This window comes from Heyndrickxia sp. FSL W8-0496, assembly GCF_038007825.1.
GTDB classification, from domain to species: Bacteria; Bacillota; Bacilli; order Bacillales; family Bacillaceae_C; genus Heyndrickxia; species Heyndrickxia oleronia.
On record NZ_JBBOXX010000001.1, the window covers coordinates 4,387,145 to 4,407,390 of the forward strand.

General features: G+C 34.6%; 20 protein-coding genes. 7 read left to right on the forward strand and 13 right to left on the reverse strand.

The features are described from left to right. Window positions 1-77 precede the first annotated feature (77 nt). Together NST63_RS22305 and NST63_RS22310 are read right to left on the reverse strand one after the other, a co-directional pair. On the reverse strand, window positions 78-1,622 hold the full coding sequence (locus NST63_RS22305) for a fumarate hydratase (RefSeq protein ID WP_058006358.1): 1,545 nt from the start codon (window positions 1,620-1,622) through the stop codon (window positions 78-80). A gap of 299 nt (window positions 1,623-1,921) precedes the next feature. Then, on the reverse strand, window positions 1,922-2,098 hold the full coding sequence (locus tag NST63_RS22310) for an SE1561 family protein (protein ID WP_169793010.1): 177 nt from the start codon (window positions 2,096-2,098) through the stop codon (window positions 1,922-1,924). 138 nt (window positions 2,099-2,236) lie between these two features. On the opposite strand from NST63_RS22310, the gene yfkAB reads away from it, so the two are divergent. Then, window positions 2,237-3,364 (forward strand): radical SAM/CxCxxxxC motif protein YfkAB, encoded by a 1,128-nt coding sequence (gene yfkAB / locus NST63_RS22315; RefSeq protein WP_212943946.1) that lies wholly within the window; start codon window positions 2,237-2,239, stop codon window positions 3,362-3,364. 114 nt (window positions 3,365-3,478) lie between these two features. Here the strand turns inward: yfkAB and NST63_RS22320 are convergent, their stop codons facing one another. From NST63_RS22320 to cax, 3 genes are all read right to left on the reverse strand, one after another. Then, the gene (locus NST63_RS22320) at window positions 3,479-3,682 is read right to left on the reverse strand and encodes a PepSY domain-containing protein (protein WP_169846930.1); all 204 of its coding nucleotides are present in this window, start codon (window positions 3,680-3,682) and stop codon (window positions 3,479-3,481) included. A 213-nt stretch (window positions 3,683-3,895) separates the two neighbouring features. Continuing rightward, on the reverse strand, window positions 3,896-4,699 hold the full coding sequence (locus NST63_RS22325) for a YfkD famly protein (RefSeq protein ID WP_212943944.1): 804 nt from the start codon (window positions 4,697-4,699) through the stop codon (window positions 3,896-3,898). A 452-nt stretch (window positions 4,700-5,151) separates the two neighbouring features. Then, window positions 5,152-6,207, reverse strand: coding sequence for a calcium/proton exchanger (gene cax / locus NST63_RS22330; RefSeq protein WP_212943942.1), 1,056 nt, complete (start codon window positions 6,205-6,207; stop codon window positions 5,152-5,154). Window positions 6,208-6,653: 446 nt separating this feature from the next. Here cax and NST63_RS22335 point away from each other — a divergent pair, with 446 nt between their 5' ends. Together NST63_RS22335 and NST63_RS22340 are read left to right on the forward strand one after the other, a co-directional pair. After that, window positions 6,654-7,835, forward strand: a complete 1,182-nt coding sequence (locus NST63_RS22335) for an MFS transporter (RefSeq protein ID WP_341043776.1) — start codon at window positions 6,654-6,656, stop codon at window positions 7,833-7,835. A 153-nt stretch (window positions 7,836-7,988) separates the two neighbouring features. After that, on the forward strand, window positions 7,989-9,926 hold the full coding sequence (locus NST63_RS22340) for a heavy metal translocating P-type ATPase (RefSeq protein ID WP_212943938.1): 1,938 nt from the start codon (window positions 7,989-7,991) through the stop codon (window positions 9,924-9,926). 265 nt (window positions 9,927-10,191) lie between these two features. Here the strand turns inward: NST63_RS22340 and NST63_RS22345 are convergent, their stop codons facing one another. Next, window positions 10,192-11,028 (reverse strand): YihY/virulence factor BrkB family protein, encoded by an 837-nt coding sequence (locus tag NST63_RS22345; RefSeq protein WP_341043778.1) that lies wholly within the window; start codon window positions 11,026-11,028, stop codon window positions 10,192-10,194. Between the two features lie 182 nt (window positions 11,029-11,210). Between NST63_RS22345 and NST63_RS22350 the strand changes: the two genes are divergently transcribed. Further along, entirely contained in the window at window positions 11,211-11,435 is a 225-nt protein-coding gene (locus NST63_RS22350) for a DUF1128 domain-containing protein (protein ID WP_058003240.1), read from the forward strand. Window positions 11,436-11,492: 57 nt separating this feature from the next. Here the strand turns inward: NST63_RS22350 and NST63_RS22355 are convergent, their stop codons facing one another. The 5 genes from NST63_RS22355 to NST63_RS22375 form a co-directional block, all read right to left on the reverse strand. Beyond that, on the reverse strand, window positions 11,493-12,560 hold the full coding sequence (locus tag NST63_RS22355) for a PQQ-dependent sugar dehydrogenase (protein ID WP_212943934.1): 1,068 nt from the start codon (window positions 12,558-12,560) through the stop codon (window positions 11,493-11,495). 122 nt (window positions 12,561-12,682) lie between these two features. Next, window positions 12,683-13,432, reverse strand: coding sequence for a type I methionyl aminopeptidase (map, locus tag NST63_RS22360; RefSeq protein ID WP_071975604.1), 750 nt, complete (start codon window positions 13,430-13,432; stop codon window positions 12,683-12,685). Between the two features lie 419 nt (window positions 13,433-13,851). Then, on the reverse strand, window positions 13,852-14,676 hold the full coding sequence (motB, locus tag NST63_RS22365; protein ID WP_212943932.1) for a flagellar motor protein MotB: 825 nt from the start codon (window positions 14,674-14,676) through the stop codon (window positions 13,852-13,854). Further along, window positions 14,669-15,460 carry a flagellar motor stator protein MotA gene (gene motA, locus NST63_RS22370; protein WP_212944433.1) on the reverse strand — a complete coding sequence of 264 codons (792 nt, stop codon included), beginning with the start codon at window positions 15,458-15,460 and terminating at the stop codon, window positions 14,669-14,671. Before motA ends, motB begins: the two co-directional genes overlap by 8 nt. A gap of 118 nt (window positions 15,461-15,578) precedes the next feature. After that, the gene (locus tag NST63_RS22375; protein ID WP_058003011.1) at window positions 15,579-15,953 is read right to left on the reverse strand and encodes a DnaJ family domain-containing protein; all 375 of its coding nucleotides are present in this window, start codon (window positions 15,951-15,953) and stop codon (window positions 15,579-15,581) included. Between the two features lie 237 nt (window positions 15,954-16,190). Between NST63_RS22375 and NST63_RS22380 the strand changes: the two genes are divergently transcribed. Beyond that, on the forward strand, window positions 16,191-16,355 hold the full coding sequence (locus tag NST63_RS22380; protein ID WP_212943930.1) for a hypothetical protein: 165 nt from the start codon (window positions 16,191-16,193) through the stop codon (window positions 16,353-16,355). Window positions 16,356-16,428: 73 nt separating this feature from the next. Here the strand turns inward: NST63_RS22380 and hmpA are convergent, their stop codons facing one another. Beyond that, window positions 16,429-17,655, reverse strand: a complete 1,227-nt coding sequence (hmpA, locus tag NST63_RS22385) for an NO-inducible flavohemoprotein (protein WP_341043779.1) — start codon at window positions 17,653-17,655, stop codon at window positions 16,429-16,431. Window positions 17,656-17,824: 169 nt separating this feature from the next. Between hmpA and NST63_RS22390 the strand changes: the two genes are divergently transcribed. Next, window positions 17,825-18,280 carry an RrF2 family transcriptional regulator gene (locus tag NST63_RS22390; protein WP_212943926.1) on the forward strand — a complete coding sequence of 152 codons (456 nt, stop codon included), beginning with the start codon at window positions 17,825-17,827 and terminating at the stop codon, window positions 18,278-18,280. Window positions 18,281-18,380: 100 nt separating this feature from the next. Here NST63_RS22390 and NST63_RS22395 read toward each other — a convergent pair whose 3' ends face one another. Then, window positions 18,381-18,734: a DUF488 domain-containing protein gene (locus tag NST63_RS22395; protein ID WP_212943924.1), complete on the reverse strand. Its 354-nt coding sequence runs from the start codon at window positions 18,732-18,734 to the stop codon at window positions 18,381-18,383. A gap of 150 nt (window positions 18,735-18,884) precedes the next feature. Between NST63_RS22395 and NST63_RS22400 the strand changes: the two genes are divergently transcribed. Beyond that, window positions 18,885-20,117 carry an aminopeptidase gene (locus NST63_RS22400; protein ID WP_212943922.1) on the forward strand — a complete coding sequence of 411 codons (1,233 nt, stop codon included), beginning with the start codon at window positions 18,885-18,887 and terminating at the stop codon, window positions 20,115-20,117. Window positions 20,118-20,246 lie beyond the last annotated feature (129 nt).

Genomic DNA, 20,246 nt, shown 5'->3' on the forward strand with positions numbered 1-20,246 from the left:
TGAAGGATACTAACGTTATATGAAAAAAGGTTGTGTGTGAAAAGGACTCCCTTTCACACACAACCTTTATTTACCTATTATTTAAACACTGGTTCTTTAAATTGCGCTAATTTTTCTAATGAAGACTTATCAACATCTGCGTGTAGGCTGTTTCCATGTGAATCCATTGTTACAACGGCAGTGAAGCCTTCAACATTTAAATGCCACATTGCTTCCGGAATACCGAACTCAGTAAGATCCACACCATCAACTTTTTTAATACAGTCCGCATAGTATTGTGCTGCTCCACCAATTGCATTTAAGTACACCCCGCCATGTTCTTGAAGAGCTGCAAGAGTTTTTGGTCCCATTCCACCTTTTCCAATTACTGCACGAATTCCAAATTTCTTCATAATGTCACCTTGATAAGGCTCCTCACGGATTGAAGTTGTTGGACCAGCCGCTTTAACTGTCCAATTACCTTCCTCATCTTTAGCCATTACTGGTCCACAATGGTAAATCACTTGACCATTTAAATCTACAGGTGCATCATTGTCCATTAGGTATTTATGAATGGCATCGCGACCCGTGTACATTCTTCCATCAATTCGAACAACATCTCCCACTTTTAGTTCTCGGATTTGTTCTTCTGTAATAGGTGCCTTTAATGTGATAATATTGGTTTCCTCTTTTGTTGCTGCTACTTCATTTTCTGCTTCATTTGCAAATTCAATTTTTTCACCGTCTTGATATAGCCATTCCTGGATATCACCTGTTTCAGGATTTACTTTCACTCCCAAACGACGGAATGCCCAGCAATTATATGCTACAGATACAAAGAAACTAGCAGGGATGCGATTCATAACACCAATTTTACAACCTAAAAGCGTTGTTTCCCCACCAAATCCCATGGTACCGATTCCAAGCTTATTTGCATTTTCCATTATATAATCTTCAAGTTTGCGTAAATCCTCATGAGGATTTACATCTTCTACAGAACGGAATAGTTGTTCCTTTGCTAAATCATAACCAGATGAACGGTCGCCACCGATACCAACACCGATAAATCCAGCACTACAGCCTTGACCTTGTGCTTGGTATACGGAGTGTAGAATACATTTACGAATTCCGTCGAGATCACGTCCAGCACGACCCAGGCCTTCTAATTCACATGGTAGACTGTATTGGATATTTTTGTTCTCACATCCGCCACCTTTTAGTATTAAACGTACATCAATGTAATCGTTTTCCCATTGATCAAATTTAATAACTGGTGTTCCTCCGCCAAGGTTATCGCCACTGTTTTTGCCAGTCAATGAGTCTACTGAATTTGGACGAAGTTTCGCATCTTTAGTTGCCAGTGCAATTGCATTATAGATTGCTTCTTTGATTTTAATTTGGTTAACCCCAACAGGAGTTTTAATTTTAAAGGTAGGAAGTCCGGTATCTTGACAAATCGGTGAAATATTCTCATCTGCCATTTGAATATTATTTGTAATCGTACCTAAGCTCATTGCTGCGCGTGTACCAGCACTTTCACTTTGTTTGGCCTTTTTAACAGCTCTGCGAACATCTTTTGGTAGATTCGTAGATGTTTCGACAATTAATTGATACATGCTCTCTTGAAACTTTTCCAAATTCATTTTTCCCTCTCCTTTATCCCTTCATATCCGAATATTATATATGTATAATTTCAACTCCCATTATACTCCTAATAATAATTGTTTTAAAGTGAGATTGACATGAAAATAGCCAAACAACATTTTCATGAAGTTTGGCTATTTTTGTTTAATTGGCTAGTTTCGCATCGTATATTACTTTTGTAAAAACCTACTGCAGGCTTTCACATCAGCTCTTTCCCAATAAAAAGAAGGGTGTTGCGATATTCAAACCTATATTTAATTAGAACTTTCTCTAAGTAGTGTTTAAGGTAAAAGCATTATTACTTCTTAAATTGTTCGCATTTCAATTCAAGATCATCAATCATTTCGATTAGACGATCGATATCTTCTAAATCGGCATCTTCAGGATCAATGGATTCTAATACTTCTAAAAACATATTTAGTCTTTTCTTTAAATATAATACTTGTGAGTCTTTGTCATGTACTGCGTTTCCCAAGGCTGTCTCTCCTTTCATCGTTTTATTATCATATCAAACATCCAATATTATGAAAAGGGGCTGAAGCATTGACATTTAGTCATTCGTTTTTGATAATGACTAAGGTATCTTTATTTTTTATAAGAGGAGTCTTTTATTATGCAAAATGTTTCACAACTTCCATTGATCACGCCAACCAATGACCCATGGGAAGCTTATTTAGATGTGAAAGATCACGGGAGTCTTGTTCTATCTAATATTGAATTTACGACCACTACCCTTTGTAATATGCGCTGTGAGCATTGCGCGGTAGGCTACACATTGCAACCAAAGGATCCTAATGCCTTACCCCTTGATCTATTACTTCAACGTTTGGAAGAGATTCCACATTTACGTGCATTAAGTATCACAGGTGGAGAACCAATGCTATCAAAAAAATCCGTTGAAAATTATGTCCTTCCATTACTTAAGTATGCACATAATAACGGGATACGTACACAAATTAATTCCAATTTAACACTTGATCCAGATCGCTACCTATTAATCGCCCCTTATTTAGATGTTCTTCACATCTCACATAACTGGGGTACTGTCGATGATTTTATTGACGGTGGCTTTGCCAATATGCCACGTAAACCTACACGTGAACAGCGAAAAAAATTATTTGATCGCATGATTGAAAATAGCCGTCTGCTGTCTGAGCAGGGCGTAACCGTTTCAGCCGAAACGATGTTGAATAAACGGACACTTCCACATTTAGAACATATTCATAAGCAAATTGTTGAAGATATGAAATGTGCCCGTCATGAAGTTCATCCTATGTATCCTAGTGATTTTGCTGCAAATTTAGAGGTGTTATCTTTAGCGGAAACACGTGAAGCGATTCATCATTTATTAGACATTCGGGACGAAAATACATGGATGCTTTTTGGAACGCTTCCGTTTTATCCTTGTAGCCCAAAAGAAGAGGATTTAACATTATTAAAAAGACTGTATACCAGCAAAAATGTAACGGTTCGTAATGATCCTGATGGTCGTTCTCGTTTAAATGTTAATATTTTCACTGGTGATGTTATCGTTACTGATTTCGGTGATACACCTGCGCTAGGTAATATTCAATATGATGCGCTTCCAGCTCTTTATGATAAATGGATGGATTCCCCTCTTGCACAATCACTTAATTGTCATTGTCCAGCAGTTCAATGTGTGGGACCGAATGTGTTAGTGAAGGATGCATATTATAAAGACATTGATTTTCAATCAAGATCAGCAAATATTAGTAAATAAAATGCATCGATTCTAGTTACTAAAAATGAGGCAGAAGAATCTCTGCCTCATTTTTAGTATCCTATTAATCTTCATAATCAATTTCGATTATTTTTCCTATATTCGCATCAATATCTATATCAACTTCTCCTTGGTTTGATTGAAGTTCATTTCATATTTAATGATTCCACCATCTTCATCTTTTTCAACCTTTGTTACGGTTCCGTCAATCTCTTTCTTTGCAATTGATATGGCCTGTTCTGCAGTAATAGCCGTCTTTGTTACACTGATTTGTTGATCCTTATGTTGACCCTGGTTTATATATTTTTTATTGCTCACATCTTTATGAACACCGCGTATGTTTCCTGTAACGGCGTCAATTAAAATCGATCAAATACATTCGTTAAATCCTCTTTAGATATCCCTACGTCTTGATCTCTGATTTGAATGACACATTTCTTTTGCTTATTTCCTTATAGACTTTTATCATCTGATCACTATATTAATCATTTCTAAAAATAAAATGACTGTCTTAATGACAGTCATTAACAATTATCTTGGGTGATCGGTTGCTGTAAAGCCAAATGAGACATGATCCTGAATAGGAATCCATGCACCAATTCCTTGTGAAGTAACATTTTTAACAACAATTTTCTTTTTTGTCCCTTTAATAACCAAATACACCTCACCATATGTGACCTTGCCTTTTTCATTTATTGCAGGTGCATAACCATAAAGATACCCTAAACGTTTGGCAGGAATATTATATACTTGATCTTTTTTTGTTCCCCCACCAATGATCGTATCAAAGGAAAGTGGTAAATTTGATTTTTCCATTGCTTTTAGAAGCATCATTTTCTTTACATCTTCGGCTTTATCAACCTTTGCAGTTAAGCCACCCCTAACTACTTTCTGTGCTTCTTGAACATAATGAATTTGATAATTTCCTTTTCCCCCACGATTATCAAAATAATTGGTATTTATTTTTTGATATTGCCAGTTAGGTGCAGTTTCAATGGATTCATAATTAAGTGGCCATTCCCCAAGATAAATCGTCGCACGAAAACCAATGGAAAGCGGCGAATTATTTATGGCGGACTCATTGAGCATCCGAATCAAATTGGGATTCTCAATTTTCTCTTTCGATGTTTCTATAATTTTTTTCGTAAAATCACTAGGTTGTAAATAAGGCAAATCTTGCGTTGGATTTGGATACGTATTTTCCTTTGCAATATTTAATACCGAAGGTGGAATTTTTACTTTTACATTAACAAGATTTTTCTTATTAGCTGATGCTTGTGGAGATGCCAATAAAAGAACAAATAAAAACACTAGAAGAATTCGATGCCATTTCATATTGTTGACTCCTTTCATTACTTCTATTGGGTTTTGTTTTTATTTTTTTCCTTAATAAAATATTTATCCATCAATCAGAAGATTTCTTTTAAAATTAAATCTGAATATTTACAAATTTTAAATAATACATTATACTGTAATTAACTTTTTTAAGAGGAGGGTTGAAGGGCAGCACACAACTCATAAAGGGGGAATGGATGAGAGGTTATTCTCAAGTCTTTATTTTCTTAAATTTGTTGCTAGTTAATACTATTTAAATAAGCAATATAGCCTTTTGAACGTGCTGAATTATTTTTATGAATATAAAAAGTTAAAGCCTCTAAGCTCATGAATCATACTTAGAGGCTTTTTTATTTCATACAATTTCCTTATCTAAAGCTTTTTAGCTTTTTATAATTTCCTACTCGTTTCTATAGAACTAATATTAACTTTAAACAAATACGACTGTGCAATTATAATAAATAGAAACCTATCCCCATAATGACATAAGCAGCTAATAATGTAGCTCCTTCAAACCAATTTGTTTCTCCATCATTAGCAAGAACAATGGTTAATAACACGGCAGTAGCCATTGCCACTAACTCTGGAAGTGTAAAAACCAGTGGCATATTTTGACTGAAAAGCAGCGAGATAATTACTAATACCGGTGCTACAAACATTGCTACCTGAAGTGTTGAACCAAAGGCAATCTCAACTGCAACATCCATCTTGTTCTTATAGGCCATTAAGATGGCTGATGCATGCTCTGCAGCATTACCTACAATGGCAACGATAACAATACCAATAAATAATTCACTCCATCCAAAACTTTCGCCAACTGCCTCGAATGTATGTACTAATTTTTCAGAAACATAAGCTACTGCTAATGTAGCAAGCGCTAAAACAATGATCGCTTTCCACTTGCCCCATTCCGGTTCTTCCTCATCTTCGACTTGTTTTACTTCCGGGTCTTGATATATTCCACGATGGGTCACTAATTTAAAAAATAATGCAGCCAAATATAAAATAATTAAAGTGATAGATATCCCTACACTTAGATTCATCGTTTCTGTTTTTGATAAATTAACTGAGAAAACTTCTGGGATGACAAAAGCAACTAAGACTGCAAATATCAACAAGCCAGAATTATGTCTTGCATCATATACATTGAATTTTTGTCTCTTGTATTTTACACCGCCAATAAAAAAGGCCATTCCTGCTACTAGAAGCAAATTTCCTAAAACAGAGCCTGTTAATGAAGCCAATACTACTCCTGTTAATCCTGCCTGTAGAGAAAAAATTGAAATAATTAGTTCGACTGCGTTTCCAAAAGTGGCATTTAAAAGTCCACCAATCCTCGGACCTGCAACAATAGCTAAGCTTTCTGTAGCTCGCCCCATAAAGCTTGCTAATGCAATAATAGTTAAACAATATATAATGAACATCATAACGCTTGGCCAATGCATTAAGGAACCAATTACTGAAATAGGTACCCCAATAAAAACCATGATTGCAAAAATTTTATTCATCTTTCTCCTCCTTAAAATGGAGTTTTTTATCATCTTCATAGCTGTTTCGTATAGATTGTTGCTTTTGTAAAAGCCCAACTGCCGGTTTTTACATCCAATAGAGAATTCAGCTATTCTTATGAAGTTTGCAACTCCTTTCTGAGTAAATGTACAGTCTACAGCCGATAGTTATTCGTTAAAACTTTACTCAAAATAGCAACAATGTTAGAGAGAAGAGCTTACTTCATTTATTACCCTAAAATTTATAGCATAAAATCCCAATTTATAAAAGATTTTTTTCATTGGTCAGTATTTTAACCAAAAACAATTTATAAAACACATCAAATGAAAAACAAATATTCCCACTATTATTTTTTCCAGAATTATCTTGCCAATTCTTTCATATAACAGTACTATTTTTTAATAGAAGAAAAGAGCAAAAATTACCATTCATTAAGGAGTCAACTATGATTAGGACAGAAAAATACCGCTTTTGGATTTTAGTTAGCATTGTCGCGATTTCTGGCTTTTCACAGGGAATGTTACTGCCAATCATTGCAGTTATTTTTGAAAAGGATGGAATGGCCTCCTCACTAAACGGATTGAATGCTACAGCACTTTATCTTGGTGTTCTTATTGCTTCTCCATTAATGGAAGCACCACTTAGAAAAATGGGGTACAAGCCTTTAATACTAATTGGAGGATTTATCGTTGCACTGACATTGTTTCTGTTTCCTCTTTGGAAATCTTTTTGGTTTTGGTTTGCCTTGAGACTATTAATAGGTATCGGCGATCATGCCCTTCATTTTGCTACTCAAACTTGGATTACTTCGACTTCTTCGAAGGAAAACTTGGGTAGAAATATATCATTATATGGGTTGTTTTTTAGTCTAGGATTTGCTTTTGGACCTTCATTAACTAGTTTAGTAAAAATAAATGAAGCGTTACCCTTTATGCTCACATCCGCAGTAAGTTTTATTTTATGGATCACAGTTTTTACTTTACGAAACGACTTTCCTGAAAAAGATAAGGATTCAGTTTCATTTCTAGGTACGTTTAAACGTTTCGGTAAGGTATGGAAATATGCATGGGTTGCTTTATTACCCCCCTTCGGCTACGGATTTATGGAAGCATCATTAAATGGGAGTTTTCCTGTTTTCGCATTAAGAAATGGGATCAATGTTGAATCGGTTTCTTTTATCATTCCCGCCTTTTCCATTGGAAGTATTATTACACAGCTTCCTTTAGGCATGCTTAGTGATAAATTTGGTAGAAAAAACACATTAGTCGTTGTCTTAATTATTGGCCTATTATCATTTATTTCGGCAGGATTTGTTTATCAATCTGTTATTGGCTTAGTCATATGCTTCTTGATTGCTGGAATGGCAGTAGGTTCAACGTTCTCACTTGGAATTAGTTATATGGCTGATTTACTGCCAAAAACCTTATTCCCTGCAGGAAATATAATGTGTGGAATACTTTTTAGTTTAGGCAGTATGGTGGGACCTTTCTTTGCAGGGATGATCATCGAAAAAATAGAAGGAGCAAGTTTCTTTTACTTAATTAGTACGATGCTCTTTATTATTTTTCTATCGCTCTGTTCATTTCGTACATCTAAAACGAATAACTATTCAAGTATTTCTCATTAGTTATGACTTTTCACACCATCATGAATATGATAAGATATACAAAATTAATACTTTTCAAAAAGCAAGTCCTGCTGTCATCAAATTGATGACAGCTTTCGTCATTTTATAGGGCAAATGACTTTGATTCTATTTCTCAATTAAGGAGGTATAAATATGTCGCAAGGTCAATTAGCAACAGCTTCAACCAATGAACAAGTGAACATACAACCATCCAATCGATTTGAACAGTTTTTTCTTCATCTTGAATTAATCGCTGCCTTAGTTAGTGGACTTTTCATACTTATAGGATGGTTATTTTCTAAATGGGATAACCACACATATTCCATTACATTTTATCTTTTAGCCTTTATTATCGGTGGGTTTGCTAAAACAAAAGAGGGCATAGAAGAAACAATAAAAAACAAAGATCTAAATGTCGAAATGTTGATGGTTTTTGCTGCAATCGGTTCAGCAATAATCGGCTATTGGGCAGAAGGTGCTATGCTAATATTTATATTTGCTGTTAGTGGTGCACTTGAAACCTATACGAACAATAAAAGTCAAAAGGAGATTTCTACTTTACTGAGTATTCAACCTGAGACAGCTGTTCGTATAGTAAATGGGCAGGAAACAACGATTCCTGTCTCTGAATTAAAGGTTGGTGACCAAATTTTAATTAAACCCGGTGAACGCATTCCTTCAGATGGAGTCATTATCAAAGGCAGTACAACAATTGATGAATCAACGATATCTGGTGAATCTCTACCTATTACTAAAGGAGAGGCAGAAGAAATTTTTGCTGGGACCATTAATTTAAATGGTGCCGTAACAGCTCAAGTGACGAAGCCTTCAAATGAAACAGTCTTTCAAAAAATCATTGAACTCGTTCAAACTGCTCAAAGTGAAAAATCACCATCCCAGCTTTTCATTGAACGTTTTGAAGGTGCGTACGTTAAAATAGTCCTTCTCGTTGTATTAATTATGATGTTTCTTCCTCATTTTTTATTGGATTGGAGCTGGAATGTCACTTTTTATCGGGCAATGATCTTATTAGTTGTTGCATCCCCCTGTGCATTAGTAGCATCCATTATGCCTGCAACTCTATCTGCCATTTCAAATGGTGCGAGGCGTGGTATTCTCTTCAAAGGTGGTGTACATCTTGAAAGCTTAAGCCATGTAAAAGCCATTGCTTTTGATAAAACAGGTACATTAACAAAGGGAAAACCAGAAGTAACAGACATGATCGTTCAACCTAATCTAAATAAACGTGAGTTGCTACGAACAATTGCTTCCATTGAAAATCGATCAAATCATCCACTTGCAATTGCTATCGTAAATTATTGGAAATCTAATTATCAAGATAATCTCATATACCCTGATAAAATAGAGGATATTCCAGGAAAAGGGATAAAAGCATGGTTTCAGAATAAAGAATGGTTAATTGGTAATAAGGAATTTGTTGGACAACAAGAAGCCGAACAATTTGAAAATGGTATTTCATTAAGCTTAGAATCTTGCGGTAAAACAGTTGTCTATGTAAAAGGTTCAGAAGGAATCGTTGCGGCTATTGGTCTACAAGATATCGTCCGTCCAGAAACTAAGAAATCATTAATGGTATTACAAAATGAAGGAATTCATACCATTATGATAACTGGTGATAGTAAAAATACTGCAAAAAATATTGCCGCTCAAGCCAATATTAATGAATACATTGCTGAGTGCATGCCAGAGACAAAAGTTGCAACAATAAAGAAAATCAAAGAACATTATGGGATTGTTGCAATGGTTGGAGATGGTGTGAATGATGCTCCTGCACTTGCAACAGCACATGTAGGAATTGCGATGGGTGAAGGTAGTGATGTTGCAATGGAAACTGCTGATGTTGTTTTAATGAAAAATGATTTATCTAGAATTGCAGAAGCCATCCGACTATCAAAAAAAATGAATCGGATTATTAAACAAAATATCATCTTTTCACTTTCTGTAATTATGCTATTAATCGCATCAAATTTTTTACAATTTTTAAACCTTCCTTTAGGTGTAATTGGTCATGAAGGCAGTACGATATTGGTGATTTTAAACAGTTTAAGATGTCTCCGTTCCATAGATTAATATCTACCTTTTGGATAATAAGAAAGTGGCCTATGAGTGGGCCACTTTCTTATTAATGACTACATTATATTTAATGGTAACCGTTTTGACCATTAGATGAACTAGAAGTTTTCCCTTTAGGTTTTTGCTTACTATTTTGCTTCGTCTTTTTACCCATTCTTACTCCTCCTCTCGCGAGATGAGATGTTTACTTTCATTCTTAGTTTGTTTCATTACTCAAAAACCTTTCATGTAATGTTTTTACAATAGATTTATGAATGGGTAGTCAACAATCCTTATCAACTGCTGTCAAAAGGGCATTAATTTCTCCACCAATAATTAAGATAATTCCACTAATGTAAAACCAAAGCATGAGAATGATAATTCCCCCTAGACTTCCGTATGTCGTTGAATAGTGTCCAAAATTACTGACATAATAGGAGAAGCCTAAGGAGACAATTGCCCATCCAATCGATGCAATGATGGCTCCTGGAAAAACAGTTAAGCATTTAATTTTCTTATTCGGAGCAAAGTAATAAATTCCAACAAATACAATTAATAAAATCAATGGACTAATGATCCATCGGATTGCGGTCCACACACGAGAGAACTGTTCTGAAATACCGAAAAATGCAAATAAATAATAACCTACATACTTCCCAAAGACAGGTAATACTAGTGCGATTAAAAAAACAAATATCATAGCCAAGGTTAAAAGAACAGACATTGCTCTTGCCACAATAAATGAGCGCGTCTCTTTCACTTCATAAGCACGATTTAATGCCTTTACAATCGCATTCATTCCTTTTGATGCTGACCATAATGTTGCTATTATCCCAACAGAGAGTAGGCTTGTACTCCTATGATTTAGAATATCGTATAGGTTTGACTCAATCATGTTTAATGTTTGCTCTGGAGCAAAGTTCCTTATTACATTTAAAATATCGTCTGTATTAATTGGCAAATATGGGAGAAGTGTGACTATAAAGAGAAGCAGTGGAAACAATGACAATAAAAAAAAGTATGCTAATTGTGCAGCTAAACCTGTAATATCGTTGTACATCGTATGTTTGATTAAGGAGATGATAAAATTTTTATCTCTAATAATCTTTGAATTCCCCATTCTCTCACCTCATTAAACGTACAGGGTCTCTTATAGGATCAACCATTGGTAACCTTTTCAAGGTTGTCCACTCTTCTTTATATATTCCCCCTAGCTTTTTGAATAAAACCTGTTATATAATTGACACCTCATTTGTTTCATGGAAAGATAGAAATAAACTGAATTATGAGAGGATGTTAGTGGTGGATCTTTCAATTAAGTCTAATGAAAATATACAATTTATGATTACAGAAATAACTTCCAAATTAAAAATGGTAAATGTAGATGCAATAAAGCCTTCCAATTACACTGAAGAGATATATGAGGATTTAAAAGAAATTTATGAAATGGTTATGAAAAAAAACACATTTAGTCCAAATGAAATGCAAGCAATAGTAGAAGAATTAGGTAATTTAAGAAATCAATAAAAATAATGGATGTGAAATGAAGGGCCTCTATCCCATATTTCACACCCATTATTTTTTTTATTGCAGAGCACTTAAATCGATTTTCCACAACTGGTCATCATGTTTCGATGGTGATCCTCTTCCATCTAAATTATTTGAAATAAAATAAACATTTTCACCATCGATCAACACATCCCTTAATCTTCCATACTCCCTTGCAATAGTAGTTACCCCACTATTTTCAAGGTTCAATTCCCTTAATGCTTCTCCTCTGAGGGTAGCAATATATATTTTCCCATCTTTATAATCAATACCAGATGGAGCCCATGTTATGTTACCAGTTTGAAAAAATGGGGATTCTAGACCTTCTCTAGTTTCATCCCCTTCAATGATAGGCCATCCATAATTATGTCCGGCAATGATGTGGTTAACTTCATCATGTGCACTTTGCCCATGCTCGGTACCATACATATCACCTTTCTCATTCCATGTTAATCCTTGAACGTTTCGATGACCAAATGAGAAAACATAACTATCTCTAAATGGATTATCCTTTGGAATACTACCATCCAACTCCATGCGGATGATCTTTCCTGACAAGGAGTTTAATTTCTGTGCATTTTCTGGTACAGCAGCATCCCCTATTGTTACATATAGTTTCTGATCAGGCCCTATTTTTACTCGTCCACCATTATGAATGGCTGAACCAGGTATCTCCTCTAACAGAACTTTTACTTCATTCCACGAATCCTTATTTTTTTGAATAATGATCACACGATTTAGTATCTTATCATTTTCATAATAGGTATGGTAAGCATAAGCTTGTTGTGACTCTGAAAAATTAGGTGTTAATTCAATCCCTAGCAAGCCCGATTCTCCCTCTTGATGGATAGGTTGATTAGTTTTTACTATTAAACGTTCCATTTTACGATTGGTTTCATTAAATGACACAATTGTCCCTTTGCGCTCACTAATGTAGAAGGTGTTTTTCATCTTTGTTATTGACCAAGGAACTTCTAAGTTACTGATCATTGATACTGCATTGTCCCTAGTCATTGTTTCTTTTGCTTCCTTTATATTGCTATCCTGAGCTGAACAGGCTGCTAACAATATACTAACAATGATTAACAAAAAAAAGCGTAGCAAGACAACCCCTCCAAAGTCATTAATAATAATTACTTCTTTATATGGAGAGAGATATCCTTTATTAAAAATCTTAAGCTGTTAATTATATTTTTGCCATAGAGAAAAAGCTCCATAATTGGAGCTTATTCCTGATCAGTTATTATGATAATTCCATCCTTTGTCACTGCAACTGTATGCTCATATTGTGCAGATAGAGAGCCATCACGAGTACGTGCAGTCCATCCGTTATTATCCATTTTAGTTTCAAATGTACCTATATTCACCATAGGCTCAATAGTGAATACCATGCCTTCCTTAATTCTTACACCTTTACCTGGTAAACCGAAATGTGGAACCTCAGGTTTTTCGTGAATGGTTGGTCCGATCCCATGACCAATGAAGTTTCTTACAACAGAAAATCCCTGTGCCTCTACATATGTTTGGATTGCGTGGCCAATATCACCTATTCGGTTTCCAATTTTCACTTGTTCAATCCCTTTATAAAGTGCCTCTTTTGTTACATCCAATAATTCTTTTGTTTTTTTATTTACTTTTCCAACAGGATAACTCCAAGCTGAATCTGCTAGTGCACCATTTAAATTAACCACCATATCGATGGTAACGATATCTCCTTCTTGAAGTGGTTCCTTTCTTGGAAAACCATGACAAATTTCATCGTTTATACTAGCACATGTAGCAAATTCATATCCTTTATATCCTTTTTGTTCTGGAGTTGCCCCATGTTTTTTAAGAAACTGATCAACAAACTCTTCAATTTCCCAAGTTGTTACTCCGGGTTTAATCCTTTTTGCAATTTCTTTATGTGCTTTTGCCAGTAATTCCCCTGCCTTTTTCATCATATCTATTTCACGTTGGGATTTATACGTAATCATTTGCCTCTTCCTTTCAATAAAACTATCTATATATATGAAAATATTGTATGATAATCAACATGTCTTTATCATATCGCTAAATGGATCTAATGGCAAAAAAATTAAAATTCCATCTTTATTACACATGTTTTAAAAAGAATAATCATGATATACATTTTTCTACAATATTTTTTGACATTAGAATAATATTACCTAAATAAAATAATATAATTTAGAAGTATAAAAACAATCTATTTCCCAAGAAATAAAAGGGATTGAATCGTTATCTATTCAAATAGTTATTGTCGAATACACCTATACTCATTCCCACAAAAATCGTGCTATATCGCTAAGAAAGCGTAAAGGATGTAGTTGAAGAGCTACATATTATTCCTATGCTATCTAAAAAAGTTGTCCCAAAATACTTTGGGACAACTTTTTTAATTTGAATCTGATGGCAATACCCTTGGTTGAATAAGTACTTCAACCCGTCTATTTTTTGCTTTGCCTTCAGATGTATCATTTGATGCAATTGGTTTGTATTCTCCAAAACCTTTTACACTAAAGTTACGAGGGTTCAACTGATTATTTTCTAATATAATCTTCATAAAATTTAACGCACGCATAACACTTAACTCGAAATTCGAGCTAAAATTCGAATTATGAATAGGTACATTATCTGTATGACCACTAATAATAATATTTCTTGGTGGATCCATTACAAGTAAATCAGAAAGCTCACGCGCAGTTTTCAAATTATTTTCACTAATATCTGCCTTACCCGATTCAAAAAGCACATTATCTCGAATGGTTAATAATAAACCTTCGGTTGTAAGAGAAGTTGCAAACTTTCCGTTCAAATGATTGGTCTGAATGTATGCATTTACTTTCTCTTGTACTTGCACAAGCTCTTCGTGATCTTCTAGTTTTAGCTTTTGTAAATGGTCCTTTAATTCTTGTTCTTTATCTTTTTCTTCAGTGCTCTCACTTTTATTTTCTTTTTCTTTATTTTGATCTGCTTTTATTTTACCTGAGTAGTATTCATCTGCCGGCTGGGGCTTTGAATACTCCATTACCCCCTCACCGCTCGAAAATATCCCATTAAATACTTTTGAGAGCTGTTGAAACTTTTGAGCGTTAACCGTACTAGATGCAAACAATACGATAAATAAGGCTAATAATAAGGTTAATAAATCGGCGTAAGGGAGCAACCAGGATTCATCGACATGTTCGTCTTCATGACCTTTTTTTCTACGCTTACTCATTTGTTTCACTACTTTCTTCTAAAAACTTTTTACGTTCTCCAGAAGGTAGATAGGAAGCTAGCTTTTGCTCGATTACTCTTGGAGCCTCACCTGCTAAAATAGATAGTACTCCTTCAAGCATAATTTCTTTCATCTTTACTTCTTGTTTAGATTTTCGCTTAAGTTTATTCGCAAAAGGATGCCAAAGTACATATCCACTAAATATCCCTAGCATTGTAGCAACGAAAGCCGCGGATATTGCATGTCCCAATTTTTCTGTATCACCCATATTACCCAATGCTGCTATGAGTCCCAAAACGGCTCCAAGAACACCTAGTGAAGGAGCATATGTACCTGCTTGGGAAAAGATTGCGGCCCCAGCCTGATGTCTACTTTCCATAGCTTCAATTTCTTCACTTAACACATCTCGAATATAATCAGCACTTTGTCCATCAACCGCTAGACTTAATCCATTTTTAAGAAAAGGATCGTCTACTTCTGTTAATTTAGCCTCTAAAGCAAGTAATCCTTCCTTTCTAGCTACCTGTGCCCATTCAGAAAAAAGACCGATGATTTCTTTCTCACTAATCTGCTTTTTTTCCTTAAAAAGTACGCCAAATAATTTAGGAACTCTTTTAATTTCACTAGTCGGAAAAGCGATAGCAACTGCTGCAACAGTACCGACAACAATGATTAAAAATGCTGCAGGATTTGCTAGCGCAGATATTGGAACACCCTTTAATACCATCCCAACTCCGACGGCTATAATCCCTAAAATAACTCCAAAAATCGATGTTTTGTCCATTTGCTTCACCCTAATTAATAAAAGTCGTTTTCTTGTCCTTTATATCGACAAAAAAGATGATTCTTTTAGAGAATTAGAACAAAACTTCGACAAAGTATACTTAATACAGACTAATTACCTATTTTAAAAATTTTCTTTCAATTTTTTGTTCATAGTTTTTAAAAACAGAGGAATTAGTTTTTACTCGCTTCTTTGAAAGTAGTTGATTATATCTCAACATGCTTTCATTTAGTTGATTTTTTAATTCATCCTGATTAAGTTCACTTTTTCCCTTTCTAATTAAATCCTCAATCGTCATAAGTTCTTTTTTAATTGATGCTTCTTCAGGAGAGAATCCCGCATTTCTCATTAACCGATAAGCCATTCTCAGATCCTCAGGAATATTAGCTAATTCATCATCTGGTAAGGGCTTTCCAAATCCAGGAAGGTTTTCGAATTCACCATTCTTCTGTGCTTCACGAATTCGGTCTTCAACAAGTTTCATAAAATCCATACTACCACCCCATTTTTATGATCTTATTTAGATTATATCGAAGTTTTCTTAAAAAGTTCATGATGATAGCTGAGTAAAATTGACAATATTCCGACTACTTGTAACCCAATTTTTGAGTTTGATCTTTAAGTCACTGTTTCTCCTTATTTGTAAGATGGTTGATCTTCTGTGATAATATCCAGTTTCTTTGGAAAAACTGATTAAGAAGTTAGGTATTGCTTGAAAAGGAGTGAGATTGTGGCAAGAGGAAATCAATTTAATCATAAGAAAAAAGGACATCCTGGGAATTTTCCTAAAAATAGTATAACGGAAAAGAAAACAAAAGAAGCAATTGGTGATGAGGAATTTATTGTTACTCAAGAGGCTTTTAAAAATAGGATTGAGGAAGAGGAAGTTGAATAAAAACCAAACGAGGATGATCACTGATCATCCTCATTTGTATTAAGCGATAAGGGCATTTCCTGTATAGCCTCTATTATGCAGTTACTTCACTTTTTTCTTCAGCCGTTAAATCCATCGCAGGTCCAAAGAATTCATAATGAATATTCTCTTCTTTTACACCTAGATCAGATAATATTTGAACAGTGTTTTTCAAAAATGGGACTGGTCCACAAATGTAAGTAATTGTTTCCTTAGTAATTAAATTTTGTAGAAATGCCTTTGAAAGATAGCCCTCAAAATGATGATTTCCATCTAAATTTAAAGGTTTTTCATAACCATAATAGGCGTGACCATTTTCTAGTTTTTCAGTATGTTCCCTTACTGTTTCCTTAAATGCATGAAACTCTTCATTTCTTGCTGCATGCACAAAGTACACTTCACGTTTAGAATCTTTATTGGCTAATGTTTCAAGCATACTCATCATTGGAGTTAAGCCAACACCTCCTGAAATCAATGCAACAGGTGCAGTTTCTTCCATATTCAATGTGAAATTACCTGATGGAGCACTAATTTCAATCGTATCTCCAACCTGCACATGATCATGAAGGTAGTTTGAAACTTTACCATTTGGTTCGAAATCCTTTTCTTTTTTTACAGATATACGATAATAATCATGTCCAGGTGCACAAGATAAGCTATACTGGCGATTTAACATATATTCTTCACCTGGAATAGTTACTCTAACTGTTAAATATTGCCCAGGCACAAATGTTGTCACACCAGAACCATCAGCTGGTTTTAAATAGAAAGAAGTAATTACATTACTCTCTTGTTCTTTTTTGACAACTGTGAAGTCTTTGAAATCTATCCATCCATTTTCTTGATTAGCTGCGGCATTGTACATTCCTTTTTCGACATCAATAAATGCTTGAGCAATCACTCCATATGCTTCACCCCATGCACCAATAATTTCATCGGTTGCAGCATCACCAAGAACTTCTTTGATTGCTTTTAATAAAAATTCACCTACAATAGGATAATGTTCTGGTTTAATTCCTAAACCGCGATGCTTATGAGCAATTTGGGTTACTGTTGGTACAATTACTTCTAGCTGGTCAATATATTTAGCTGCAGCATAAACTGTATTTGCTAGTGCAGTTTGCTGTCTACCTTGCTTTTGATTTACATGATTAAAAATATTTAATAATTCAGGATGTGCTTCGAACAACATTTTATAAAAACATGTAGTAATTTTTTTACCTTCTGTTTCTAAAACTGGTGCAGTTGATTTAACAATATCAATTGTTTTTTGTGATAACATTTCGATTCGCTCCTCTTTTTTAAAGAAGTATTTTAAATACATGTTTAAAATACACCCACCAAAACTCAAAAGCAATATTTGAAATACATCTTTAGAAAAGCTGTCACAATTTAGACAGTCATTGTTCAAAAACGTATAATAAGAATGACGATTGTAAAGGGTGAGATTAATGAGATTAACCAATTATACTGATTATTCACTTAGAGTTTTAATATACTTAGCTTCGCAAGAGCCAGCGAAGTTATCTAACATAAAGGAAATTGCTGAAGCCTATGGCATTTCCAAAAATCATCTCATGAAAGTGACCCATGAACTCGGAAAAATGGGTGTAATCGATACTGTGCGTGGGAGAAATGGTGGCATTCGTCTTGCTCTTCCTCCTGAAGAAATTAATATCGGAGCAATAGTTCGAAAAACCGAGGACGATTTCCAAATTGTAGAATGCTTTAATGGTGAAGGAGGATCATGCATCCTTTCCCCTGTGTGTGGTTTAAAACATTTGCTAAAAAATGCATTATCTGCCTATTTAGATGTTCTAGATCAATATACATTAGCGGATATTGTCCATAATCCGTTAAAATACCGTTCTATTTTAAATTCTGCCATTAATGAATCATCAACCTAAAGATTTTTGTCGTCTGAAAAGCTTTTTCACTATAAACCTAAATAAAGCTCAATACGTTATTTAGATGCTACTGCATTGAAAATCTTTTCAGACGACTATTTTAAGATTTGTCTAGTAAATATTCCTTGAGAACCATTGCCTGATTAAACTCTTCGTCTTTCGCTGAATAAAGTAATGTAATCGTTCCTTCCTTATGCATTTGAACTAATAAGCTTAATTCCTCTTGAAATTCAGAATCCTCTAACTCTCTCCTATACCTTTTCGTAAATTCATTAAATTTCTGAGGATCATGAGCAAACCATTTCCGTAATTCATTGCTTGGAGCAATTTGTTTCATCCAATCGTCAATGTCTGCCTCTTTTTTCGACTTACCTCGAGGCCATAATCGGTCTATTAGAATTCGTTTTCCATCTTCTGGGCTTGTTGGCTCATATATTCTTTTTATGTTAATCATCTTTTCCTCCTGAAAGTTCGTGCTTTTATTAAAAGTTTTGAATACTGTCCCACTATTGTCAAGCCGTCCTATATTATTTTGATACTATTGCTTTCTGTTATTTGATTGTTAAAATAGGAATAAAGATTCTGAAAAAGAGGAGATTACATTATGAGTACATTTCAGGAAAAACTTGAAAAATATGCTGAATTAGCGATTAAGGTTGGAGTTAATATTCAAAAAGGACAAACTCTTGCTGTGAATGCATCCATCGATGCTGTAGAATTTGTTCGACTTGTTACTAAAAAGGCGTATGAAGCAGGAGCAAAAAATGTCATAGTCAATTGGGGAGATGATGTGGTATCCCGTTTGAAATATGATTTAGCACCCGACGAAGCATTTAATGAATACCCCATACATCGAGCAAATGAAATGATCGAACTAGCTGAAAATGGCGCCGCTTTTATGTCCATTGTCTCTTCTAGTCCAGATTTAATGAAGGGTGTAAAAACCGAACGTATCTCTAACTACCAAAAGGTTGCTGGACAAGCACTTGAAAAATATCGTCAGTATATTCAATCTGATAAAGTAAGCTGGACGGTGGTTGGGGTTCCTTCCGAAGCATGGGCAACAAAGGTCTTTCCTGATGATACACCTGAATTTGCAGTAGAAAAATTATGGGATGCTATTTTCAAAGCAACAAGAGCAGATCTTGAGGACCCGATTCAAGCATGGAAGGATCATGACGCCATCTTGCATGAGAAAGTTCATTATTTAAATGAAAAAAAATATAAAAAATTACACTATATAGCTCCAGGAACTGATCTAACAGTTGAATTGCCTAATGGACATTTATGGGTTGGCGCTGGCAGCAAGAATGAGCAAAACATTGAATTTATGGCAAATATGCCAACGGAGGAAGTATTTACTGTTCCACATAAGGATGGTGTAAATGGTCATATTTCTAGTACAAAGCCATTAAGTTATGGAGGAAACATTATTGATGAATTTACCATTTATTTTAAAAATGGCCGGATAATTGACTTCAAGGCAAAAGAAGGTGAGGAAATCTTAAAACATCTAGTGGAAACAGATGAAGGCTCACATTATCTTGGAGAGGTCGCCCTTGTCCCTCATCAATCGCCAATTTCTCAATCCAATATTCTTTTCCTCAATACCTTATTTGATGAAAATGCTTCTAACCACTTTGCAATCGGTAGTGCTTATGCATTTTGTATTGAAGGCGGAAAGAAAATGTCACGTGAAGAATTATTAAAAAACGGATTAAATCAAAGTATTACTCATGTTGACTTTATGGTTGGGTCAGCTGAGATGAATATCGATGGAATTAAAGAAGATGGTACAACTGAACCTATCTTCCGTAACGGAAGTTGGGCGTTCTAAATACCGTTCAAAACAGCAACTTCTAAAAAAAGTTGCTGTTTTTTTGTACTTTTTTACAGTAATGATTCCACCTTATTCGTTTCATACTAGTTATAGACAATGATTTTATAATGAAAGAAGTGGTTTATG

Excerpts from the sequence above, each read along its gene's own strand:
- NST63_RS22395 (WP_212943924.1), bottom strand. The coding sequence starts at position 18,734 with ATGATTAACATAAAAAGAATATATGAGCCAACAAGCCCAGAAGATGGA.
- NST63_RS22335 (WP_341043776.1), top strand. The coding sequence starts at position 6,654 with ATGATTAGGACAGAAAAATACCGCTTTTGGATTTTAGTTAGCATTGTC.
- NST63_RS22325 (WP_212943944.1), bottom strand. The coding sequence starts at position 4,699 with ATGAAATGGCATCGAATTCTTCTAGTGTTTTTATTTGTTCTTTTATTG.
- motB (WP_212943932.1), bottom strand. The coding sequence starts at position 14,676 with ATGAGTAAGCGTAGAAAAAAAGGTCATGAAGACGAACATGTCGATGAA.
- NST63_RS22305 (WP_058006358.1), bottom strand. The coding sequence starts at position 1,622 with ATGAATTTGGAAAAGTTTCAAGAGAGCATGTATCAATTAATTGTCGAA.
- yfkAB (WP_212943946.1), top strand. The coding sequence starts at position 2,237 with ATGCAAAATGTTTCACAACTTCCATTGATCACGCCAACCAATGACCCA.
- NST63_RS22375 (WP_058003011.1), bottom strand. The coding sequence starts at position 15,953 with ATGGATTTTATGAAACTTGTTGAAGACCGAATTCGTGAAGCACAGAAG.
- hmpA (WP_341043779.1), bottom strand. The coding sequence starts at position 17,655 with ATGTTATCACAAAAAACAATTGATATTGTTAAATCAACTGCACCAGTT.
- NST63_RS22340 (WP_212943938.1), top strand. The coding sequence starts at position 7,989 with ATGTCGCAAGGTCAATTAGCAACAGCTTCAACCAATGAACAAGTGAAC.
- map (WP_071975604.1), bottom strand. The coding sequence starts at position 13,432 with ATGATTACGTATAAATCCCAACGTGAAATAGATATGATGAAAAAGGCA.
- NST63_RS22390 (WP_212943926.1), top strand. The coding sequence starts at position 17,825 with ATGAGATTAACCAATTATACTGATTATTCACTTAGAGTTTTAATATAC.
- motA (WP_212944433.1), bottom strand. The coding sequence starts at position 15,460 with ATGGACAAAACATCGATTTTTGGAGTTATTTTAGGGATTATAGCCGTC.
- cax (WP_212943942.1), bottom strand. The coding sequence starts at position 6,207 with ATGAATAAAATTTTTGCAATCATGGTTTTTATTGGGGTACCTATTTCA.
- NST63_RS22400 (WP_212943922.1), top strand. The coding sequence starts at position 18,885 with ATGAGTACATTTCAGGAAAAACTTGAAAAATATGCTGAATTAGCGATT.
- NST63_RS22345 (WP_341043778.1), bottom strand. The coding sequence starts at position 11,028 with ATGGGGAATTCAAAGATTATTAGAGATAAAAATTTTATCATCTCCTTA.